Annotated in this window: 16 protein-coding genes; 5 read left to right on the top strand and 11 right to left on the bottom strand. The window is 66.5% G+C overall.

The annotated features are described in order from the left end of the window. Positions 1-47: 47 nt before the first annotated feature. The 3 genes from POF53_RS02160 to POF53_RS02150 form a co-directional block, all read right to left on the bottom strand. A complete protein-coding gene (locus tag POF53_RS02160) occupies positions 48-209 on the bottom strand; it encodes a type II toxin-antitoxin system RelE family toxin (protein WP_498966151.1) in 162 nt (53 codons plus the stop codon). Further along, positions 199-438: a type II toxin-antitoxin system RelB/DinJ family antitoxin gene (locus POF53_RS02155; protein ID WP_232854757.1), complete on the bottom strand. Its 240-nt coding sequence runs from the start codon at positions 436-438 to the stop codon at positions 199-201. Before POF53_RS02155 ends, POF53_RS02160 begins: the two co-directional genes overlap by 11 nt. A 92-nt stretch (positions 439-530) precedes the next feature. Beyond that, entirely contained in the window at positions 531-2018 is a 1488-nt protein-coding gene (locus tag POF53_RS02150; protein WP_254464383.1) for a methylenetetrahydrofolate reductase C-terminal domain-containing protein, read from the bottom strand. Between the two features lie 351 nt (positions 2019-2369). On the opposite strand from POF53_RS02150, the gene metE reads away from it, so the two are divergent. Beyond that, on the top strand, positions 2370-4658 hold the full coding sequence (metE, locus tag POF53_RS02145) for a 5-methyltetrahydropteroyltriglutamate--homocysteine S-methyltransferase (protein ID WP_254464382.1): 2289 nt from the start codon (positions 2370-2372) through the stop codon (positions 4656-4658). A gap of 37 nt (positions 4659-4695) precedes the next feature. Here metE and POF53_RS02140 read toward each other — a convergent pair whose 3' ends face one another. The 3 genes from POF53_RS02140 to POF53_RS02130 all read right to left on the bottom strand — a co-directional run bounded on the left by POF53_RS02140 (position 4696) and on the right by POF53_RS02130 (position 8724). Next, positions 4696-7170, bottom strand: coding sequence for a TonB-dependent siderophore receptor (locus POF53_RS02140; RefSeq protein WP_498966148.1), 2475 nt, complete (start codon positions 7168-7170; stop codon positions 4696-4698). A 95-nt stretch (positions 7171-7265) separates the two neighbouring features. Beyond that, a complete protein-coding gene (locus POF53_RS02135) occupies positions 7266-8216 on the bottom strand; it encodes a FecR domain-containing protein (RefSeq protein ID WP_498966146.1) in 951 nt (316 codons plus the stop codon). After that, positions 8209-8724 carry a sigma-70 family RNA polymerase sigma factor gene (locus tag POF53_RS02130; protein WP_186735844.1) on the bottom strand — a complete coding sequence of 172 codons (516 nt, stop codon included), beginning with the start codon at positions 8722-8724 and terminating at the stop codon, positions 8209-8211. Before POF53_RS02130 ends, POF53_RS02135 begins: the two co-directional genes overlap by 8 nt. A gap of 165 nt (positions 8725-8889) precedes the next feature. Here POF53_RS02130 and POF53_RS02125 point away from each other — a divergent pair, with 165 nt between their 5' ends. The 3 genes from POF53_RS02125 to POF53_RS02115 all read left to right on the top strand — a co-directional run bounded on the left by POF53_RS02125 (position 8890) and on the right by POF53_RS02115 (position 13210). Next, positions 8890-9519, top strand: a complete 630-nt coding sequence (locus POF53_RS02125) for a DNA-3-methyladenine glycosylase family protein (RefSeq protein WP_498966221.1) — start codon at positions 8890-8892, stop codon at positions 9517-9519. Between the two features lie 175 nt (positions 9520-9694). Next, positions 9695-10753 carry a bifunctional DNA-binding transcriptional regulator/O6-methylguanine-DNA methyltransferase Ada gene (ada, locus tag POF53_RS02120; RefSeq protein ID WP_203648010.1) on the top strand — a complete coding sequence of 353 codons (1059 nt, stop codon included), beginning with the start codon at positions 9695-9697 and terminating at the stop codon, positions 10751-10753. Between the two features lie 54 nt (positions 10754-10807). Beyond that, positions 10808-13210: a DUF3772 domain-containing protein gene (locus POF53_RS02115; RefSeq protein ID WP_203648009.1), complete on the top strand. Its 2403-nt coding sequence runs from the start codon at positions 10808-10810 to the stop codon at positions 13208-13210. 175 nt (positions 13211-13385) lie between these two features. Here the strand turns inward: POF53_RS02115 and POF53_RS02110 are convergent, their stop codons facing one another. After that, the gene (locus POF53_RS02110) at positions 13386-14603 is read right to left on the bottom strand and encodes a DUF3422 domain-containing protein (protein ID WP_267813735.1); all 1218 of its coding nucleotides are present in this window, start codon (positions 14601-14603) and stop codon (positions 13386-13388) included. A 256-nt stretch (positions 14604-14859) separates the two neighbouring features. Then, positions 14860-15117 carry a hypothetical protein gene (locus POF53_RS02105; protein ID WP_203648008.1) on the bottom strand — a complete coding sequence of 86 codons (258 nt, stop codon included), beginning with the start codon at positions 15115-15117 and terminating at the stop codon, positions 14860-14862. Between the two features lie 429 nt (positions 15118-15546). On the opposite strand from POF53_RS02105, the gene POF53_RS02100 reads away from it, so the two are divergent. Continuing rightward, on the top strand, positions 15547-15738 hold the full coding sequence (locus tag POF53_RS02100; protein ID WP_181427794.1) for a hypothetical protein: 192 nt from the start codon (positions 15547-15549) through the stop codon (positions 15736-15738). 519 nt (positions 15739-16257) lie between these two features. Here POF53_RS02100 and POF53_RS02095 read toward each other — a convergent pair. The 3 genes from POF53_RS02095 to POF53_RS02085 all read right to left on the bottom strand — a co-directional run bounded on the left by POF53_RS02095 (position 16258) and on the right by POF53_RS02085 (position 19676). Next, on the bottom strand, positions 16258-17688 hold the full coding sequence (locus POF53_RS02095) for an aldehyde dehydrogenase family protein (protein WP_203648007.1): 1431 nt from the start codon (positions 17686-17688) through the stop codon (positions 16258-16260). A gap of 13 nt (positions 17689-17701) precedes the next feature. Beyond that, positions 17702-19201: a purine-cytosine permease family protein gene (locus POF53_RS02090; RefSeq protein WP_110735906.1), complete on the bottom strand. Its 1500-nt coding sequence runs from the start codon at positions 19199-19201 to the stop codon at positions 17702-17704. Between the two features lie 85 nt (positions 19202-19286). Further along, a complete protein-coding gene (locus POF53_RS02085) occupies positions 19287-19676 on the bottom strand; it encodes a YybH family protein (protein WP_498966141.1) in 390 nt (129 codons plus the stop codon). Between the last annotated feature and the right edge of the window lie 168 nt (positions 19677-19844).

Below are 19844 nucleotides of genomic sequence, written 5' to 3'. Positions count from 1 at the left end.
TCCTGGTCGATGACCTGATAGATCAATCGATATCCACTGCTGCGCAGCTAGATCTTGTAGCAGTCCGGGAAGCCATGCAGACGGTTGGCTTCGACCCTCGGGTTGAGCAGCACGGTTGCCAGCTTCTTCTTGAGCTGTTGGCGAATGGTGTCGCCGAGCTTCTGCCATTCCTTGAGTGCGCGCGCATCGAAATCGAGGTTATAGGTCATCCAGCGTTACCCTTACCCTCTGCGGCGCGGCCAGGCGTTCGCGTACCGTGGCGAGCAGTGCTTCGTCCTCTTCGGTCTGCAACACGGGTTTGAACGGCAGTTGTCCGCGCTCAGCGACGTATTGCAGTGCCTGGCGCATCAGCTCGGAAGGGGTTACACCCAGTTTTTCCAGCTCACGGTAGGCGCGCACCTTGAGTTCGTCGTCGATACGCACATTGATGGACGCCATGCTTGCAGTCTCATTTGTAATGACAGTGGTCTGTACAATGTGGCAAAGCAGTCTGTTGGACAAGGGTGGCAACGAGATTACCGACAGGCATATTACTCGTTGAACTCCGGAGCGACATCGGGCTGCAGGGAGGGCGATTTCGAGGTGGCCGCTTCGAACCACACGGGCCACGAACTGCGATGCCGGCTCTCCACCTGCACACAGTGAATCAACCGCTCGCGCAACACCTCGGTCCTGCCCACGCTCACCGCCAGCCGATACTTGGCACTGTGCACGCACTCCCGGTCGCCAAACTCGCAACGGTCCAGGCTCGTGCCGCCGCATGGCCCGTTCGCCAGGCCTTTGGGGCAGGTCTCGGGGCAGATGTAGAGCGTGTCCTCCAGCCGGCAACTGCCGCAGGTATCGCACCCCACCAGCGGGCGTTTGATACGCCGCTCCAGCTGATGCAGCCACGTCGCCGCCGTGGGGTTGGCCCACAGCGGCCGGGTCACGGCCCAGCCGAAGGCCTTGCTCAAGGCCGTGGTGCGGCTGAACAGCTGATGGTGCATCGCCGAGAGCAAGTGATAGCGGGCCTTTTCCTTGTTCGATGCATTGATCTGCCGTTGCCCGAGGCACCAGGCGTGCCCGGGTGGGTGGAAGGTGACCGGCGCCAGGCCAGGTGCCTGCCAGGCTGCTTGCCAAGCCGGGGCCCAGTCCTGCAGTGAGGTGAACTGCGGCTGCAGCGCGTCGATGGCCTGCTCCAGGGCCTCGAACTGAGCCACCTCGTGGATGCCGGACAGGTGCACGCCGGCATAGCCCATCAGTTTCAGGCCGATCACCTGCAAGGCCAGGCGATGGTTGGCGCGTTCCCTGGCGTAAGCCTTGGACACCGCCGTTTCGGCGGCCAGCAGCGCGCGCATCGACGGCGTGACGGTTACCCCGGCAACGTGATCGAGCATCCCGGCGCGGCCTTCGGTCAGCGCCATGATGCAGGCCATCAGTGGCTTGGGCCGGGGCTGGCGCTGCATCCAGTCGAAGGCTTCCTGGTGTTTGTCGATATCGAAACCGAGCTGCAGGATGAACAGGTCGGCGCCGGCGGCGAGTTTCTTTTCGGCCTTGCAGTACTGCGCGCCGCCTTCGGCCTCCTGGTACTTGAATGGGTTGAGCGCGGCGGCCAGCAGCCAGTGGGGGCGGGCCTGGCGGACGATCTGCAAGGCGGCCACGGATTCCAGGTAGCGTACCGGCCGTTCGCCCGGGTTGTGGCCGGGCAGGCGGTCGCCGGTCAGCAGCAGGAGCTGGTCGAGGCCGGCGGCATCCATGCGTTGCAGCTGGGCCAGCAGGTCGCGGCGTTCGCGGTCCTTGCCGGAGAAGTGCAGCAGGGCGGGGACGGGGTTCGAGAGACTGCTGAAGGCCTCCAGCGGCGACATGTCCAGGGCGCTGGCGACGCGGTCGCCGATGGCCACGGTCATGGGCCAGCCGCACAGCCGGGTGCGGGCCATGAGGGTTTCGAGGGTGGCGAAACGCTCGGCGCCGGGCTTGGGGACGAATTCCAGGATGCAGGCGAAGGCGTTGGCGTCCAGGGTCGTTTTCAGCAGGCTCATGGGGTGCGGGCTACCGGGTTGGGGCAGGGTGGCAGTGTGCGGCAGATTGGCGGGTGGGGCATGTCTGATTGCGCGGGGGAATGTGTTGATTGAGACATCCTAGGCGACCCAGCCCCCTGTAGGAGCGGCCTTGTGCCGCGAAAGGGCTGCGGAGCAGCCCCAGGATGTCAGTGTTGATGCACAGATCGCCGGGGCCGCGTTGCGGCCCTTTCGCGGCACAAGGCCGCTCCTACAGGCAGATCACCGATCATGAACAAATCTTGAGTTCATCTCAAATTTAATGAGTTTGTCTCACCTTGTTACAGCGCCCAGAATCCCCTCATTCACATTCAAGGCTCGAGGGACGACAACATGGCACTGGCACACAACCTGGGGTTTCCGCGCATTGGCCGCGACCGCGAGCTGAAGAAAGCCCAGGAGGCCTTCTGGAGGGGTGAGCTGGACGAAGCCGGCCTGCGTGCCGTGGGCCGTGGCCTGCGCGCCGCGCACTGGCAGGTGCAGAAGGCTGCGGGCATCGAGTTGCTGCCGGTGGGCGACTTCGCCTGGTACGACCAGGTGCTCACCCACTCGCTGACCTTCGGCGTGATCCCCGAGCGTTTCCGTGCCAAGGACGGTGCCAAGCCGACCCTGCAAACCCTGTTCGCCATGGCGAGAGGAGTGAGCGACAACTGCTGCGGCGGCGCCCACGCCCAGGAAATGACCAAGTGGTTCGACACCAACTACCACTACCTGGTCCCCGAATTCACCGCCGACCAGCAGTTCGCCCTGAGCTGGGAGCAGTTGTTCGAAGAGGTTGAGGAAGCCAAGGCCCTGGGCCACGCCGTCAAGCCGGTGCTGATCGGCCCGCTGACCTACCTGTGGCTGGGCAAGACCAAGGGCGCCGACTTCGACAAGCTGGAGCTGCTCGACCGCCTGCTGCCACTCTATGACCAGATCCTCAACCGCCTGGCCGTGCAGGGTGTGGAGTGGGTGCAGATCGACGAGCCGATCCTCGCCCTCGACCTGCCGCAGGACTGGAAGAACGCCTACGAGCGCGTCTACAACATCCTCCAGCGCGCACCGCTGAAAAAGCTGATCGCCACCTACTTCGGCGGCCTGGAAGACAACCTGGGCCTGGCCGCCAACCTGCCGGTCGATGGCCTGCACATCGACCTGGTGCGCGCCCCGGACCAGTACCCGACCATCCTCGACCGCCTGCCGGCCTACAAGGTGCTGTCGCTGGGCGTGGTCAACGGCCGCAACGTCTGGCGCTGCGACCTGGACAAGGCACTGGACGTGCTGCGCCATGCCCACGAGCGCCTGGGTGAGCGCCTGTGGGTGGCGCCGTCGTGCTCGCTGCTGCACAGCCCGGTGGACCTGGCGCGTGAAGACCAGCTCGATGACGAACTGAAGAGCTGGCTGGCCTTCGCCGTGCAGAAGTGCCAGGAAGTGGCGCTGCTGGCCAAGGCACTCAACCAGCCCGAGGCGGCCGATGTCGTCGCAGCGCTGGCGCAGAGCCGCGCCGTGCAGCACGCCCGCGCCACCTCGCCGCGTATTCACAAGCCGGCGGTGCAGGCCCGCGTCGCCGCGATCAAGCCCGCCGACAGCCAGCGTGCAACCGCCTTTGAGCAGCGCATTGCCAAGCAGCGTGCCGGGCTGAACCTGCCAGCCTACCCGACCACCACCATCGGTTCGTTCCCGCAGACCTCGGCGATCCGCCTGGCACGCCAGTCGTTCAAGCAGGGCAAGCTGACCGAGGCGGACTACGTCGAGGCCATGCACAGCGAGATCCGCCATGCGGTGCAGATCCAGGAAAACCTTGGCCTGGATGTGCTGGTCCACGGCGAGGCCGAGCGCAACGACATGGTCGAGTACTTCGCCGAGCAACTGGACGGTTATGTGTTCACCCGCTTCGGCTGGGTGCAGAGCTATGGTTCGCGCTGCGTGAAACCGGCGGTGATCTTCGGCGACTTGAGCCGCCCGAAGGCCATGACCGTGGACTGGATCAAGTACGCCCAGGGCCTGACCCGCAAGGTGATGAAGGGCATGCTGACGGGCCCTGTGACCATGCTGATGTGGTCCTTCCCGCGCGAGGATGTGAGCCGCGAAGTGCAGGCTCGCCAGCTGGCGCTGGCGCTCCGCGACGAGGTGGTGGACCTGGAAGCCGCCGGCATCAGGATCGTGCAGATCGACGAGGCCGCCTTCCGTGAAGGGTTGCCGCTGCGCCGCAGTGCCTGGCCGCGCTACCTGGAGTGGGCCACCGAGGCCTTCCGCCTGTGCGCCTCGGGCGTGCGTGACGAAACGCAGATCCACACCCACATGTGCTACAGCGAGTTCAACGACGTGATCGAGTCGATCGCGGCGATGGATGCCGATGTGATCACCATCGAGACCTCACGTTCGGACATGGAACTGCTGGAGGCCTTCGAGCGCTTCGACTACCCGAACGAGATCGGCCCGGGGGTGTACGACATCCACTCGCCGCGGGTGCCGAGCAAGGAGGAGATGGTCAACCTGCTGCGCAAGGCGGCCCGGCGGATTCCGGCCGAGCGCCTGTGGGTCAACCCGGACTGCGGCCTGAAGACCCGCGCCTGGCCGGAGACCGAGGCGGCGCTGGTGAACATGGTGGCGGCGGCGCGGGCGTTGCGCGCCGCAGTCTGAAAACCGCGCTGGCTCCCGATGCGGCAGCCAATGCGCGTCAGAAGGTACCGCGCAGGGTCACCGAGACATTGCGCGGATCGCCCCAGTAGTAACCGGTCGGCGTCGGCGCCACCTGGCGGTAGTACTTCTTGTCGAACAGGTTGTTGGCGTTCAACTGCAGCGAATAGTTGTCGTTGAAGCGGTAGTTGACCATCGCGTTGTACACCGCATACCCCGACTGCGAGGCTTCGGCGCTGCCGCTGCGGTTGTAGATGTCGCTCTGCGCCTGCACGCCGCCGCCCACGGTCCAGGCCTGCAGCTCGCCCGGCAGGCGATAGCTGGTGAACAGGCGCAGCAGGCGCTTGGGGTCGGTGGTACGGATCGGGTTGCCGTTGTTGCCGGTGGTGTCCTTGAGGTATTCGGTGGTGTTGTAGGTGTAGCCACCGGTCACGTTCCAGCCCGGCAGCACTTCGCCGGAAATCTCCAGCTCGAAGCCCTGGCTGCGGTTCTTGCCCGCGGCGACCTTGCAGTAGCCGCTGGTGTAGTTGGGCAGGCACGGGTTCGGCCCGCTGACGTCGTCCAGCGCGTTGCCGACCTGGTAGATGCGGAAGAACGCCAGCGAGGTGTTCAGCCGGCCCTCGTAGAACTCACCCTTGATTCCCGTCTCGTAGGCTTCGCCGGTGACCGGCTCGAGCACGGAGCCGGCGGCATCGGTGTTGGTCTGCGGGTTGAAGATCTCGGTATAGCTGGCGTAGGTGCTGAAGTTCTCGTTGAGGTCGTAGATCAGCGCGGCGTACGGCACGATCTCGTTGTCGACGCTGAACTTGCCGCTGGCCTTGGTGTTGTTCTCCTGCTCGTAGTCGTACCAGTTGGCGCGGGCGCCGATGATCGCGGTGAGCGGGTCGGCCAGGGAGATGCGCCAGGTGGCGTAGGCGCCTTCCTGGGTGGTGCGGGTGCGCACCGGGTGGGCGGTGATGTCGATGTGCGGGTTGGCCAGGCTGGTCTTCGGGTCCCAGGTGCGGATGTCGAACACGCCCGACTGCACATTGTTGGTGGCCGAGGCGTAGGAGTCGTTGCGGATGCGCTCGACGCCCAGCATCAGCTCGTGGGTGCGGCCAAGCAGGTCGAACGGGCCATTTAGGGTCGCGCTGAGGTTGTTCTGCAGACTTTCGCCGCCATCGCCTTCGGTCACCTGGTAGCTCATCAGGTAAGGGTTGCGCGTCGGGTTGGCGGGACCGGTGGCGCGGCTGAAGTAGGTCTGCTTGAAGCCGTTGTCGTCCAGCTCGAAGTGGGTGCGCTGGGCCATCAGCTTGAGCGTCCAGTCGTTGTCGAAACGGTGCTCGAGCTCGGCGAAGGTCTGCAGGTTGCTGCGGTTCCAGCGGTTCCAGTCGGCGCCCAGGTAGGTGCTGCGGCCGAACGGCAGCGGCGAGCCGTCGTAGTCGGCCGGCAGGTTGCCCCAGGCCCCGGTGGCGTCGAGCTGGGTCCATTCCAGGCCGGTGGTCAGGGTGGTGCTGTCGTCGAGATCGAAGGCCATCACCCCGTACAGCACGTCCTTGCGCTCCTGGCGCGATTGCTGGAAGTGGTCTTTCTCGTCGTGCACCGCGATCACCCGGCCACGCACGTTGCCGGTCTCGGTCAGCGGCCCGGAGAGGTCGGCGACGTAGCGCTGGGCGTCCCAGGTGCCGAGAGTGACGCTGCCTTCGCCCTGGAACTCGTAGGTGGGGCGCTTGCGCACCAGGTTGACGGTGCCCGAGGGGTTGCCGGCGCCGCGCAGCATGCCGGTGGCGCCGCGCAGGACCTCGGCGCGGTCGAGGATCGCTGAGTCGCTCTGGATGAACGAGCCGCCGCCGCTGCTCTGCACCACGGTGGCGCCGTCGTACTGGATGGCGTCGATCTGGTAGCCGCGCGAGTAGTACTGCACCCGCTCGCTGTCGGTGAGGTTGACCACCACGCCGGGGGTCTGTTCGAGCAGGTTGGTGAGGTTGGTGATGTTCTGGTCGTCGATCCGTTGGCGGGTAACCACGGTCACCGACTGCGGGGTGTGGCGGATGCTTTGCGGGGTCTTGCCGATGGTCACCGCCCCGGTGGTGTAGGAGCCGCTATGCTCGGTGGTTTCGCCCAGGCGGTTGCTGGAGATGCTGGTGGCACCCAGCTGCAGGGCGTCGCCGACGTCCAGGGCCGGGAGCAGCAGGAAGCTCTTGTCGCTTTCCTGCTGGACCTGCACGTCGCTGCCTTGCAGCAGGATCTGCAGGGCCTGGGCACTGTCATGCCGGCCTTGCACGCCCTGGGTGGTCTTGCCCCGCAGGCTGGTGGCGTCGAACGACAGGTTCAGCCCGCCCTGGCGCGCCAGCTGGTCCAGCGCGGCGGCCAGCGGGCCGGCCGGGATATTCCAGTCGCGCTGCTGGCTCTGGCTGGCGGGCGCGGCAAGGGCGAGGGTCGGCGGCAGGCCGGCACAGGCCACGCCCAGGCCCAGGGCGGCGGCGCGGATGGCATGGCGCAGGGTGGCGTTGCGGGGGGAACACGGGCGGATCATGAAGCGCTCCTGAAGGTTGGCAGACCACTGTTCGGGCTTGTTTCCTTCAGGCCGGACGAGAATAAGATTCCACCTCATTTATTTTTTCGATGTTTTCAGGCGGCGCCGATGCTCACCCAGAAGCGTGTGCGGTAGTCGACGCGCACCGGCAGGCTACGGGCGACCAGCAGCAGGATCTGGTCGGTGTCGGCCAGCTGGAAGGTGCCGGAAACCTTCAGCCCGGCGACTTCAGGCGCGCAGCGCAGCAGGCCGGGGCGATAGCGCGACAGTTCGTCGATGAACTCGCCCAGGGGCATCTGCTGCACGCTGAGCACGCCGTCGGTCCAGCCCCAGGGGTCGTTGTGCAGGGTGGCGGGCTGGAAGTCGCCCTGGGCGAACACCTGCAGCACCTCGCCGGGCTTGACCCGATGCGCGGCGGCAGAGGCGGGGAACAGCGTCACCTCGCCCCGGCGCACGGCCAGCAGCAGGCCCTGGGCATTTTCCCGCAGCAGCAGTTGGCCGCCCTGGGTGCTCAGGGCGCCGACGCGGGTGTCGATGCTGAACGGGCGGTTGTCGTTGGCGTTGCCGTCCAGGCTGACCTCGCCGCGCAGCAGGGTCAGCCGGCGCTGCTCGGCGCTGTAGCGCAGGTCGATGGCGCTGGCGGTGTTCAGGCGGATCAGGCTGCCGTCACTGCCCAGCAGCTCGCGGCGCTCGCCGGTGGCGGTGCGGCTGTCGGCCATCAGCGCCGGCAGGCCCAGGGGCTCGCGCGCGGCCCAGCCGACGCTGGCGCCGAGCGCCAGCAGCGACAGCAGCTTGAGGTGGTCGCGCCGGCTCATTCGGCGGCGTTCGCTGCCGGCCAGGGTCTGGCGGCTCAACTCGGCGGGCAGGCTGGCCAGTTCGTCACCGAGGCTGCTGACCCGCTGCCAGGCCTGGGCATGCTGCGGGTGGCTGGCCAGCCAGCGCTGGAACTGCTGTTCGCTGCGTGGGCCGGGGCTGTCGTAGCGCAGTTTCACCAGCCATTCGATGGCCTCGTCGACCTGGGCCTGGGTCGGGTTCTGGTCAGGCATCGGCGTAGCGGATCCGGTAGCAGACACCCAGGGCCTTGGCCAGGTCGCGCTCGACCGTGGCCCGGGAGACGTCCAGGCGTTGCGCGACCTGGGTGAGGGTGAGGCCGTCGAGCTGGGCCAGCAGGAACGCCTGGCGCACTCGTGGCTTGAGGCGTTGCAGGGCGCGGTCGAGACGCTCGAGGGTGTCGAGGATCAGCAGGCGCTGTTCCTCGCTGGGGGCTTCCAGCTCGGGCAAGCTGGCCAGGCTCTCGAGGTAGGCTTTTTCCAGGGCACGACGGCGGAACTGGTCGATCATCAGGCCGCGGGCGATGCTGCTCAGGTAGGCCCGTGGCTCCTTGAGCGGCGAGACCTGGCGCGCCTTGAGCAGGCGCACGAAGGTGTCCTGGGCCAGGTCCGCGGCGTGCTCCCGGCAGCCGACCCGGGCACCGAGCCAGCCGCGCAGCCAGCGGTGGTGCGCCTGATAGAGCAGATCGACCTCGGCCGGTTTCAGCGTGTCTTCGATCTGCATCGTCTGGAGAGCCTGCCCGGATAATGTGATTGTTAATAGTTCTCAATTCTATGCGGGGCGTTGCGGGCGGATCAATGGTATGCCAGTAATTCGATGAGCAAGATTGAGCGTTTCACCGATGAACGGTTGCGCTAGGCTGGAGGATCGTGATGTGAGCGAATGCCCTTGATGATCCTTGCAGACCTTTCCCCGCAGGCCTTTGACGATGCCGCTGCCTGGCTGGCCGGGCAGGACCCGGACTGGGCGCGGCATATTGCCGCTGTGGGGCCTTGCCTGCACCGTGCCACGCCCGGACGCGAGCCGTACGAGGCGTTGGTACGGGCGATCGCCTACCAGCAGTTGCATGCGCGGGCGGCCGAGGCGATCCTCGGGCGATTGCTGGCGCTGTTCCCGGAGGGAGCGTTTCCCTCGCCCGAACAGTTGCTGACGGTGACGCCGGAGGCGATGCGCGCCTGTGGGCTTTCCGCGAGCAAGATCGCCACGGTTCACGGGATCGCCCAGGCGCGTGTGGCGGGCGTGGTGCCCAGCCGGGACGAGGCGCTGCATATGTCGGATGCCGCACTGGTCGAGCGTCTTGTAGCGTTGCGCGGGGTGGGGCGCTGGACCGTGGAAATGCTGCTGATCTACAGCCTGGAGCGATCGGATATCCTGCCGGTGGATGATTTTGGCGTGCGCGAGGGGTATCGGCGCATGAAGGGGCTGGACAAGGCGCCGACACCTGCGCAGATGCGGGTATTGGGCGGGGCGTGGAGCCCTCATCGCACCGTGGCGGCCTGGTACCTGTGGCGGGCTTGAAGCTTTCCTGCATGGCCCTATCGCGGGGCAAGCCCGCTCCCACAAAGATGGACCACGCTCTCGTGGGAGCGGGCTTGCCCCGCGATAGGGCCCGTGAAAACACCGCAAGAATCGGAGTTCCACGCATCATCCACCCTGCCAGGCTGACGGTATCGAATCCCAGGAGAGGCCCCTGATGAAGCCCGCCCCGACCACCTACACCACCGACGCCGAACGCTGGCACGCCGTGCAGGCCCGCGACACCGCCGCCACCGGCCATTTCGTCTACGCCGTGCGCACCACCGGCGTGTATTGCCAGCCCGCCTGCAAGTCGCGCCTGGCCAAGCGCGAGAACGTCGAGTTCTTCGGCAACGCCACCCAGGCCGAGGCCGCCGGCTACCGCCCCTGCAAGCGCTGCAAGGGCGGGCAGGGCAGCCGGCGCACCGACTTGGTGGCCCGCGCCTGCCGCCTGATCGAGGCCAGCGAGACCGCACCCAACCTCGACCAGCTCGGCAGCGAACTGAACGTCAGCCCGTTTCACCTGCACCGCCTGTTCAAGGCCGAGACCGGCCTGACCCCCAAGGCCTACGCCTCGGCCTTCCGCGCCCAGCGTCTGCGCGAGCGCCTGGACGCCGCCGGCAGCGTCACCGAAGCCATCTTCGACGCTGGCTACAACTCCAACAGCCGCTTCTACGAAAGCGCCGGCGAGCGTCTGGGCATGCGCCCCAGGGAATACCGTGCCGGCGGCCAGGGCGCGACCATCCGCTTTGCCCTGGCCCAATGCGCCCTCGGCGCGATCCTGGTGGCCCAGAGCGAACGGGGCATCTGCGCGATCCTGCTCGGTGACGAGCCCGAGCCCTTGCTCAAGGACCTGCAGGACAAGTTCCCCAAGGCCCAGCTGATCGGCGGCGATGATGCCTTCGAGCGGCTGGTGGCCGAGGTGATCGGCTTCGTCGAGGCCCCGGCCCTGGGCCTGGCGCTGCCCCTGGATGTGCAGGGCACGGCGTTCCAGGAGCGGGTCTGGCAGGCGCTGCGCGAGGTGCCGGCCGGGACCACGGTCAGCTACACCGATATCGCCGAGCGCATCGGCGCGCCCAAGGCCGTGCGGGCAGTGGCCCAGGCCTGCGCGGCCAACGCGATCGCCGTGGCCATTCCCTGCCACCGGGTGGTGCGCCGCGACGGCGACCTCAGCGGCTACCGTTGGGGCATCGAACGCAAGCGCCAGTTGCTGGACCGAGAGACGGCACTCTCCTGAGCCTCCAGACCGCGTAGAATTCACGCCCTGTCGAGTTGTGTAGAGGAACATTCGATGAGGCGTGTCAGCCTTGACCGATTCTATGCGGGGATTTTCGCCCTGCTGTTGTGCCTGGCCGTGCCGGCCTGGGCCGCGCCAGCCACGCCGGTATCGCGCCTGGCCGTGGCCGAGCAGCAAGTGCTGGACGAGAACGCCAGCCTGGAGGAGTTGAGCGAACGGCTCGACCAGATCCGCCAGGGCGTCACCAGCAACGCCAACGACGACCTGCTCGCGCAGTTGCGCCAGTCGGCCTTGCAGGTGCAGCGCCAGGCCGATGTGCTGGTCACCCAGCGCACCGCCGACGTGCAGCGCCTGGACGACCAGCTCAACGTGCTCGGCCCGCCGCTGGAGGAGGAGGCCGAGAGCCTGACCCGCCAGCGCAAGCAGCTCAACGACGAAAAGAACAAGCTGGTCGCCGAGCAGAAGGACGCCACCACGCTGACCCAGTCGGCCCGTGACCTGTCGACACAGATCGTCAACCTGCGCCGTAGCCTGTTCAACTCGCAGATCACCAGCCGCGCCGCCAGCCCGCTGAGCCCGGCATTCTGGTCGAGCCTGATCCGCCCCACCGACGACGACGTGGCGCGCCTGCGCGACCTGCGTGGCGAGGTGTCGGACGCCATGGCCAGCGCCTTTAGCGCCGAGCACCGATGGCTGTTCATCACCGCGCTGGTGGCGGCGGTGCTGGTCTGGACCCTGGTGCGCCGGGTGCTGGAGCGCCTGCTGGCCGATGCCATGATCCGCTGGCTGCCCGAAGGTCGCCTGCGCCGCAGCGCCCTGGCGCTGAGCGTCAGCCTGGCGACCCTGGGCACCATCTCCGGCTCCGTGTCGCTGCTGCGCTGGGGCCTGGAGAGCAGCGCCGACCTTGGCACGGACCTCGCCAGCCTGACCAACCATATCCTCGCCCTGGTGATCTTCAGTGCCTTCATTTCGGGCCTGGGCCGCGCCATGCTGATGCTGCAGCGCCCGTCCTGGCGCCTGCCGCCGATCGCCGACGAAGTGGCCAGCGCCCTGGGCTGGTTCCCCAAGGTCCTGGCCCTGGCGCTGATGGTGCTGCTGACCCAGGAGCGCATCAACAGCGTGATCGGCACCAGCCTGGCGCTGACCCTGGCCACCAACGGCCTGACCGCGCTGGTGGTGTCGTTGCTGTTCGTCGTGGCCCTGCTGCGCTATCGCCGTGCCCACCGCCAGCATGACCTGGAGCGGCCCAAGGGCCTGGCCGGGCTGATCCCGTTCGTGATCGTGGTGTGGGTGCTGGCGATCCTGCTGACCCTGCTTGCCGGCTACCTGACGCTGGCCTACTTCCTTACCGCCAAGCTGCTGTGGATCAGCGTGGTGGTGGTCTGTGCCTACCTGCTGGTCACGGTGTTCGGCGACCTGTGCGAGACCTTGCTGTCGCCTCGCCAGCCCGGTGGCCTGGCGCTGGCCTCGGCGCTTGGCTTGCAGCAACGCCACCAGGCCCAGGCCAGCACCGTGCTGGCGGGCATCGGCCGCACGCTGCTGCTGTTCGCCGCCGCGTTGCTGGTGTTCATGCCTTCGGGCACCAGCCCGGGCGAGCTGCTGCTGAGCCTGGCGGACTGGGACGGCACCGGCGGCAAGGTGCTGGGCAACCTGAACATCGTGCCCCAGGACATCTTCCTGGCCGTGGCGATCTTCCTCGGAGGCTGGTTCGCCATCCGCGTGGTCAAGCGCTGGCTGAGCGAGCGCCTGCTGCCGGAAACCGACATGGACGCCGGCATGCGCGCCTCGCTGGTGACCCTGGTCGGCTACCTGGGCTTCCTGTTCCTGGCCATGCTGGTGATGTCCACCCTGCACATCAACCTGACCAGCCTGACCTGGGTGGTCAGTGCGCTGTCGGTGGGTATCGGTTTCGGCCTGCAGCAGATCGTGCAGAACTTCATCTCCGGCCTGATCCTGCTCACCGAGCGCCCGGTGAAGGTGGGCGACTGGGTGAGCCTGGCCGGTGTCGAGGGTGACATTCGCCGGATCAACGTGCGCGCCACCGAGATCCAGATGTCCGACCGCTCGACGGTGATCGTGCCCAACTCGCAGTTCATCTCGCAGAACGTGCGCAACGTGACCATGGCCAATGCCCTGGGGGTGGTCAGCGTTACCCTGACACTGCCGCTGGAAACCGATGCCAACCATGTGCGCGAGCTGCTGCTGGCGGCGTACAAGGAGCATGAGTCGATCCTTGATGCGCCGGCCACGTCGGTGACTTTCAAGGACCTGACCAGCAGCGGCATGGTGATCGGTGTGAGCGGTTACGTGGCGTCGCCCCGGCAGGTGTCGGGCACGCGCAGCGACCTGCTGTTCACCATCCTCGGGCGTTTGCGAGACGAAGGCATTGCACTGTCGTCGCCGCAGAGCATGGTGTTGGTGCAGGAAAATGGGCGACCGGCCGACGAGCCGGCGTGAGGCCATCTCGGCTCTTGTAGGAGCGGCCTTGTGCCGCGAAAGGGCCGCAAAGCGGCCCCGACGATCTTTGCTCAACACTGAAATCTGGGGCCGCTACGCGGCCCTTTCGCGGCGCAAGGCCGCTCCTACAGGGATCGTGCAAGAATTGATGACGCGGGTTGGCCTCGCGATGTTTTCAATGCTGCTTGGCTCGTCGAATCCGCAGCAGGATGACCAGCAGCACCAACCCCGCCACCGGTGCCATCCCCAGCATCGCCTCCCGCGCCGTCAATCCCGCCCCCAGCACATTCAACCCGCCATACAGCAGCTTGAACAGGTTCAGCAGGTAGTAGGTGATGGCAATGATCGACAAGCCTTCCACCGCCCGCTGGATCTTCACCTGGGCGTCGGCCCGGGCATTGAGGCTGCGCAGGATCTCGGCGTTCTGCTCCTCCATCTCCACCTGCACCCGCGCCTGCAGCAGGTCGCCCAGGTTGGCGACGTTCTTCGCCAGCTGTTCCAGTCGTTGCTCGGTGGCCACGCAGTAGCGCAGGGTCGGCTTGAATCGCCGCTCGATGAACACCCCCAGGCGCTGGCAGTCGGCGACATGGCTCTCACGCAGCTCGCCCAGGCGTTCGAACACCAGTTGCGCATAGGCCTGGCTGGCGCCGAAGCGGTGTCGGGTCTGCACCGTGCGGTCGACCACCTGGCGCGACAGGTGGGCGATGGCTTCGAGCAGGGCCTTGGAATCGTGGGCCGCGCTGCTGGCGCCGCGTTCGGAAAGGCTCACCAGGACGGCGTCGAAATCGTCCAGTTCCTGGCTCAGGGCCTTGGCCGTGTCCAGGGTCAGCGAGGCCATCATGCGGTAGGTCTCGATCTCCAGCAGGCGGCGGATCATGCGACCCTGGCGATAGGCATTGAGCCGGCGGTTGATGAACAGGAAGCGGTTGGTGCCGTCCCCGGTCAGGCGGAAATCGCTCCACACCACCGCATCGCCACCGCCGACGCTGGAACCGCAGGGGTCCTTGAAGCCATAGCGGGCGAGGTCCAGGTCCTGGTCGTCGCGTACCAGCACCTGCACGGCGTTGATCACCTGCGCCGCCTGCGGGGCGATGGCCTCGGCGAGCACGGCGGGCAGGGATTGCCAGTCGCTGTCGTGGGTCGTGCAGGGCACCACCAGGGTCAGGGTGAAGAATTCGGTGTGGCGTTCCCACTTGAACGGGTGGCCGTCCAGCCGGGTGATGCCCTGGGCCGCATGGGTGTCGGGGGCCTCGGGGCAGCAGCGTTGCAACAGGGTCTGACAGGCGCTGGCGTCGCCGAGCACGGCAAGGTGGAAGACATGCGCCGGGTCGTCGAAGTACAGCGACGGGCGGGCGTGCAGTTCGTTGTGCAGGGCGGTGCGAAGAGGATGCATGGGTGGGCTGGCCTGGTGTTGTGATTGTGGGGCTACCAGGAGGTGTGACTTCGCAGGGCAGGGCAAAAGTCACGGGGTGCCGGGGCCGTGTGTTCGGGATTTACACCTGCCTGTGTAGGAGCGGTCTTGTGCCACGAAAGGGCTGCGAAGCGGCCCCGGCGATCTGTCTCGTGGCGCAGACCCTGGGGCCGCTACGCGCCCCTTTCGCGGCACGAGGCCGCTCCTACAGGGATCGCGCAGGGCAGGTCTCCTGGCGTCAGCCGCAAGAGCAGCGGTTCAGCGCATGTTCCGCCAACGCCCGCCCCATCTGCATGTTGTGCGCGGCGTTCACCAGCATTCCCAGTCCGGGTTCGCCGGCCAGGGCGCAGCAGTACTCGTCGATGGTGTCTTCGATACCACGCATCAGCTGGATGGCGTGAAGCAGCGCCTCGGTGGTGGGCATATCGTCGTTGATGGTGAAGAAGGGGCGGTTGAGCGATTTGGCAGGGGGTGGATCGGGAACGATCTTTTTCATGGGAAGCACTCATTTCGATTGGAAAGGTGCCGCCTCCAGATCCCTCTCACAGGATGAGGGTGGCAGCCGTACGCGGGGTGAGAGACCGGTCGAAATGAGCAAATGCCGGCCAGGCCTGGGCCTGCCCGCGCACAGCCGCCATGGCAGTGCTGCGTACTTCATTTCGACGGTGGCAGGCTCTCACCCCTGGTCGCCGGTAAGACGACCTAGGGAAGTTAGTCCTGCTGATGGTCCTCGACAATTCAGACGCGTCGGCAGCGTGCGTAGGGTAATTCCCAAGCTGTTCTGCTTTGAAGCACTTTGTTTCAGGTTCGGAAATCTCTGACAGGCAAGGCTGATTTGCACAGGCAGGGTTTTTATCGCTCTGAGATTGGCCAGAATGATTGGCCTGGCGATGTGGTTCTGGTCATTGCTTCCAAGGAGGTGATTTTGAAAGACACGAATCTTGCGTATGACGAAAGGCCGAACAATCCTGTCTCGGAGGTGGATGAATTGGAGTCTCAGCCATTCGTGGTCGGTGATGAGGCATTTGAAGCGTTCATCGACAACCTCGAATATTACCCGCTCAAGGAAAACCAATGCCTTCAAAACCTTATGAGTAGGCCGAAGCGTTGGATTTGAGTGTGGCAGGTGATGCAAATGATCAGATCGCAAGTGCGCCATTGCCCGCTGGATCAATGAGGCTGGGCAGAAGTAGCGCGGGTTGTCGTGGGAGCGGGCTTGACCCTCGATGGGAATGGAGGGCTGGGCTTTCGAGGATACTGAAGACTGTCGCGTGCGGGCGCCCAGGTGTACGACGTTTGTTTTGAGGCGCTTACGAGATCGAGCGCCGCCCGCGCGGCGCATCGCGACGCAAGGCCGCTCCTACATCTGTTTCGGGCCAGTCAATCCTGTGCCATTACCGGGTCCGCCTTGTTGGTACGACGCGGTTTCAGTGTAGGCACCACTGGCGCCTCACCTGTCTCAAGACAGGCACCAAGGCGGGCAACCATGGCCTGACAGGTTCGGTACGTTGCAACAAATGTGGGAGCGGCCTTGCGTCGCGATGCGCCGCGCGGGCGGCGCTCGATCTCGCAGGCGCTGCAAGGCTGCCGTCGAACACCTGCCAGCCTCACGCGCCCTGTGAAAGGGCTCAGCTACTCACCCCAAACACCGCGTCACATGCTTCACCGACTGATACCCCGAAAGCCCCCAAGGCCCAAGCTCTCGGCCAATGCCGCTGCCCTTGGTCCCGCCCCACGAGGTCTCGACGAACACCGCCTGCACCGAGTTGATCCACACATGCCCGACCTCCAGCGCGTCGGCGACGCGCTCGGCGCGTTCCAGGTCGGCGGAGCAGACGGTGGCCACTAGCCCGAAGCGGCTGTCGTTAGCCTGGGCGATGGCCTCGGCCTCGGTGCTGAAGCGCCGTGCGCAGAGCACCGGGCCGAAGATTTCCTCACTCCATAGACGGCTGCTTTCGGGCACATCCACGTACAGCGTCGGGCTGACGAACCAGCCGTCGCGGTCCAGCGCCTTGCCGCCGGCCAGGCACTTCAGGCCCTCTTCGCGGGCGGTGGCGAAATAGCCGGCGACCTTGAGCCACTGCGCCTGGCTGGTCAGCGGTCCCATGTCCACTTCTTCCGCCAGCGGGTTGCCCACGCGCAATGCTTCCAGCGCCGCCTGCAAGCGCGGCAGCAGGGCGTCGGCGATGCCGTCCTGCACCAGCAGGCGCGAGGTGGCCGAGCACATCTGCCCGGCGTTCCAGGTGATGCCGGCGACGATCCACTCCACCGCCTGGTCGACATCGCAATCGTCGAACACCACGATGGCCGACTTGCCGCCCAGCTCCAGCGTCACCGGCCGGCACTGGGCGGCGGCGGCGCGCATCACCTGGCTGCCAACGCCGTTGCTGCCGGTGAACGACAGCTTGTCCAGGCCGTTGTGGCCACTCAGGGCGGCGCCGGTCTCGGCCTTGCCGCCCACGATGTTCAGCACGCCGGCCGGCAGGCCCAGCACCTCGGCGATCTGGCCGTAGGCCTGCTCGATCAGCGGGGTGACCTCGGAAGGTTTGAGCACCACGGTGCAGCCGGCCGCCAGGGCCGGGGCGAGCTTCCAGGCACTGGTCACCAGCGGGAAGTTCCACGGCACGATCAGGCCGACCACGCCCACCGGTTCCAGACGGGTGCGGGCAGTGAAGCCCGGCGCGGCCAGGGGCACGTCGCGGTTCTTCGCCGGCAGTTGCTCGGCGAGGTCTGCGTAATAGGCGAAGGTGGCGATGGCGTCGTCCAGGTCGATTTCGGCCTCATGGCGCGGCTTGCCGTTGTTGCGCATCTGCAGGGCGATCAGTTCGTCGCGGCGCTGACCCAGCTGTTCGGCGAAGCCGCGCAGGTAGGTGGCGCGCTCGGCGGCGCTGACCGTCTTCCACGATGCCAGAGCACGGCGCGCGGCGGCCACGGCCTGGTCGACCTGGGCGCTGCTGGCGGCCATCAGTTCGGCGAACGGCTGACCGTCGGACGGGTTGTGCACAACGATGCAGTCGCTGCCCTGGCCTTCGACCCAGCGGCCGTCGATGTAGTGAGGTGTGGTCATGGTCGGATTCCAGTCAGGCCATTTCGGCGGTGGTCACGGGCTTTACGGGCGTACTTTTGCAGCGCACCCAGCGCGGGCCACGGGGGCCGTACACGCCAGCGGGTTCAGGGAACAGGTTGAGCAGGATCAGGTACAGCACGGCGGCGATGCCGAGGGTCACCGGCAGGCTCAGGTCGATGCCGCCGGCCAGTTCGCCCAGCGGGCCGACGAACTGCCCGGGCAGGTTGACGAAGCACAGGCCGATGGCCGCGCTGGGGACCCACGCGCCCATGCCGCGCCAGTTCCAGCCATGGTCGAACCAGTAGTGACCGCCCTGCTGGCCACGGGTGAACACCTGCAGGTCGTCGGCGTGGTAGAAGCCGCGGCGGGTGATCAGGCCGAGGATCATGATCACCATCCACGGGCTTGTGCAGGTGATGATCAGCACGGCGAAGGTCGACACGCTCTGCACCAGGTTGAAGGTAAAGCGGCCGACGAAGATGAAGCCGATGGCCAGCACGCCGATCAGCAGGGTGGCGGCGGCGCGGCTGAGCAGGCGCGGGAACACGCTGGACATGTCCAGGCCGGTGCCATACAGCGCCGTGGTGCCGGTGGACATGCCGCCGATCACCGCGATCAGGCACACCGGCAGGAAGAACCAGCCCGGCGAGATCGCCAGCAGGCCGCCGACGTAGTTGTTGGCGGCGATGTAGTCCGGCGCCTGGCTGGCCACCAGGGTGGCGGTGCACAGGCCGAACAGGAACGGGATCAGCGTGGCGGCCTGGGCCAGGATCACCGCCAGCATGATGCGTGACTTGGCGGTTTCGCGCGGGATATAACGCGACCAGTCGCCGAGGAACGCGCCGAACGACACCGGGTTGCTCATGGCCAGGATCGCCGCGCCGACGAACGCCGCCCAGAAACCGGCCTGGCCGAGGTTGACGCTGCCGGCGTAGCCCGCGTCAAAGGGCCCGGCGAAGGCGAAGATGCCCAGCAGGAACAGCAGGCTCGAGGCCCACACCGCGATCTTGTTGACCCACAGCATGAAGCGAAAACCAAAGATGCACACCACCAGCACCAGCACCGCGAACAGGCCGTAGGCCAGGCCCAGGGTCAGGTCGGTTTCCGGCAGGCCGACCAGGCGCTTGGCGCCGCCGACCAGGGCATCGCCCGAGCTCCACACCGACAGCGAGAAGAACGCCACGGCGGTCAGCAACGACAGGAACGAGCCGACGATACGCCCGTGCACGCCGAAGTGCGCGCCGGACGATACCGCGTTGTTGGTGCCGTTGAGCGCGCCGAACAGGCCCATCGGCGCGAGGATCAGCGCGCCCACGCCGACGCCGAGCAAAATCGCCCAGACCCCGGCCTGGAATGACAGCCCGAACAGCACCGGGAAGCTGCCCAGCACGGCGGTGGCGAAGGTGTTGGCGCCGCCGAAGATCAGGCGGAACAGGTCCAGCGGGGCGGCGTCGCGTTGATCGTCGGGGATCTGTTCGACGCCATTGGTCTCGATACCGGTCGAGTGGCTCATGGTGGTGCTCCAGCGCGAATGTTGTCGGCCGTCGGGCGGCCTTGTTGTGGGTGCGATGGCAGTGCGGCAGGGCCGCTTAAGGGAATCAGGCCGGCGAGATGACCGACAGGTGCTCGTGGCAGGCCAGCCAGCGTTCCCCGTGCAAGCGGAAGACGATGGTCTCGCGCTCGTTCAGGTCGAGGGTTTCGCCGGCCACGCGCAGGCGCGTGGCTACATCGTGCATGAAGATCGCCACGTCGCCCTGCAGGCTCACCTGCGCGTTGCTGGACTCACAGCCGAGCACGGCGAATCCGTCTGCCTGCCAGCTGGCCCAGAGTTCTTCATAGGCGCGGCGTGACAGCAGCGGTTGCGGCACGGTATGGAAGAGAAAGGTGGCGTCTTCGCTGAAGTAGGCGAAGTAGCGGGCGCTGTCGTTGCTGGCGAAGGCGGCGACGAGGTCGGCGGCGGCCTGCCGTACCTGGAGTGTCTGGTCCACGGGAGTGGCCTCACGGTTTATTGTGATTGTTGGTGAAGCGATTCTGGTGGCGGTGGGCGAGGGGAAAAATCGCTGTGGGCAAATAATCAGTTCAGGAAATCGTGAACCAATGGGGTGCTGTGCTTTACCCGGGTGTTGCCACTGGCTAAGGTGTCGACAGCCTTGACG

Source organism: Mitsuaria sp. RG (assembly GCF_028369275.1).
GTDB lineage: Bacteria > Pseudomonadota > Gammaproteobacteria > Pseudomonadales > Pseudomonadaceae > Aquipseudomonas > Aquipseudomonas peradeniyensis.
The sequence above is the reverse complement of the archived record's forward strand: the minus strand, read 5'-3'. Positions and strand labels throughout refer to the sequence as shown.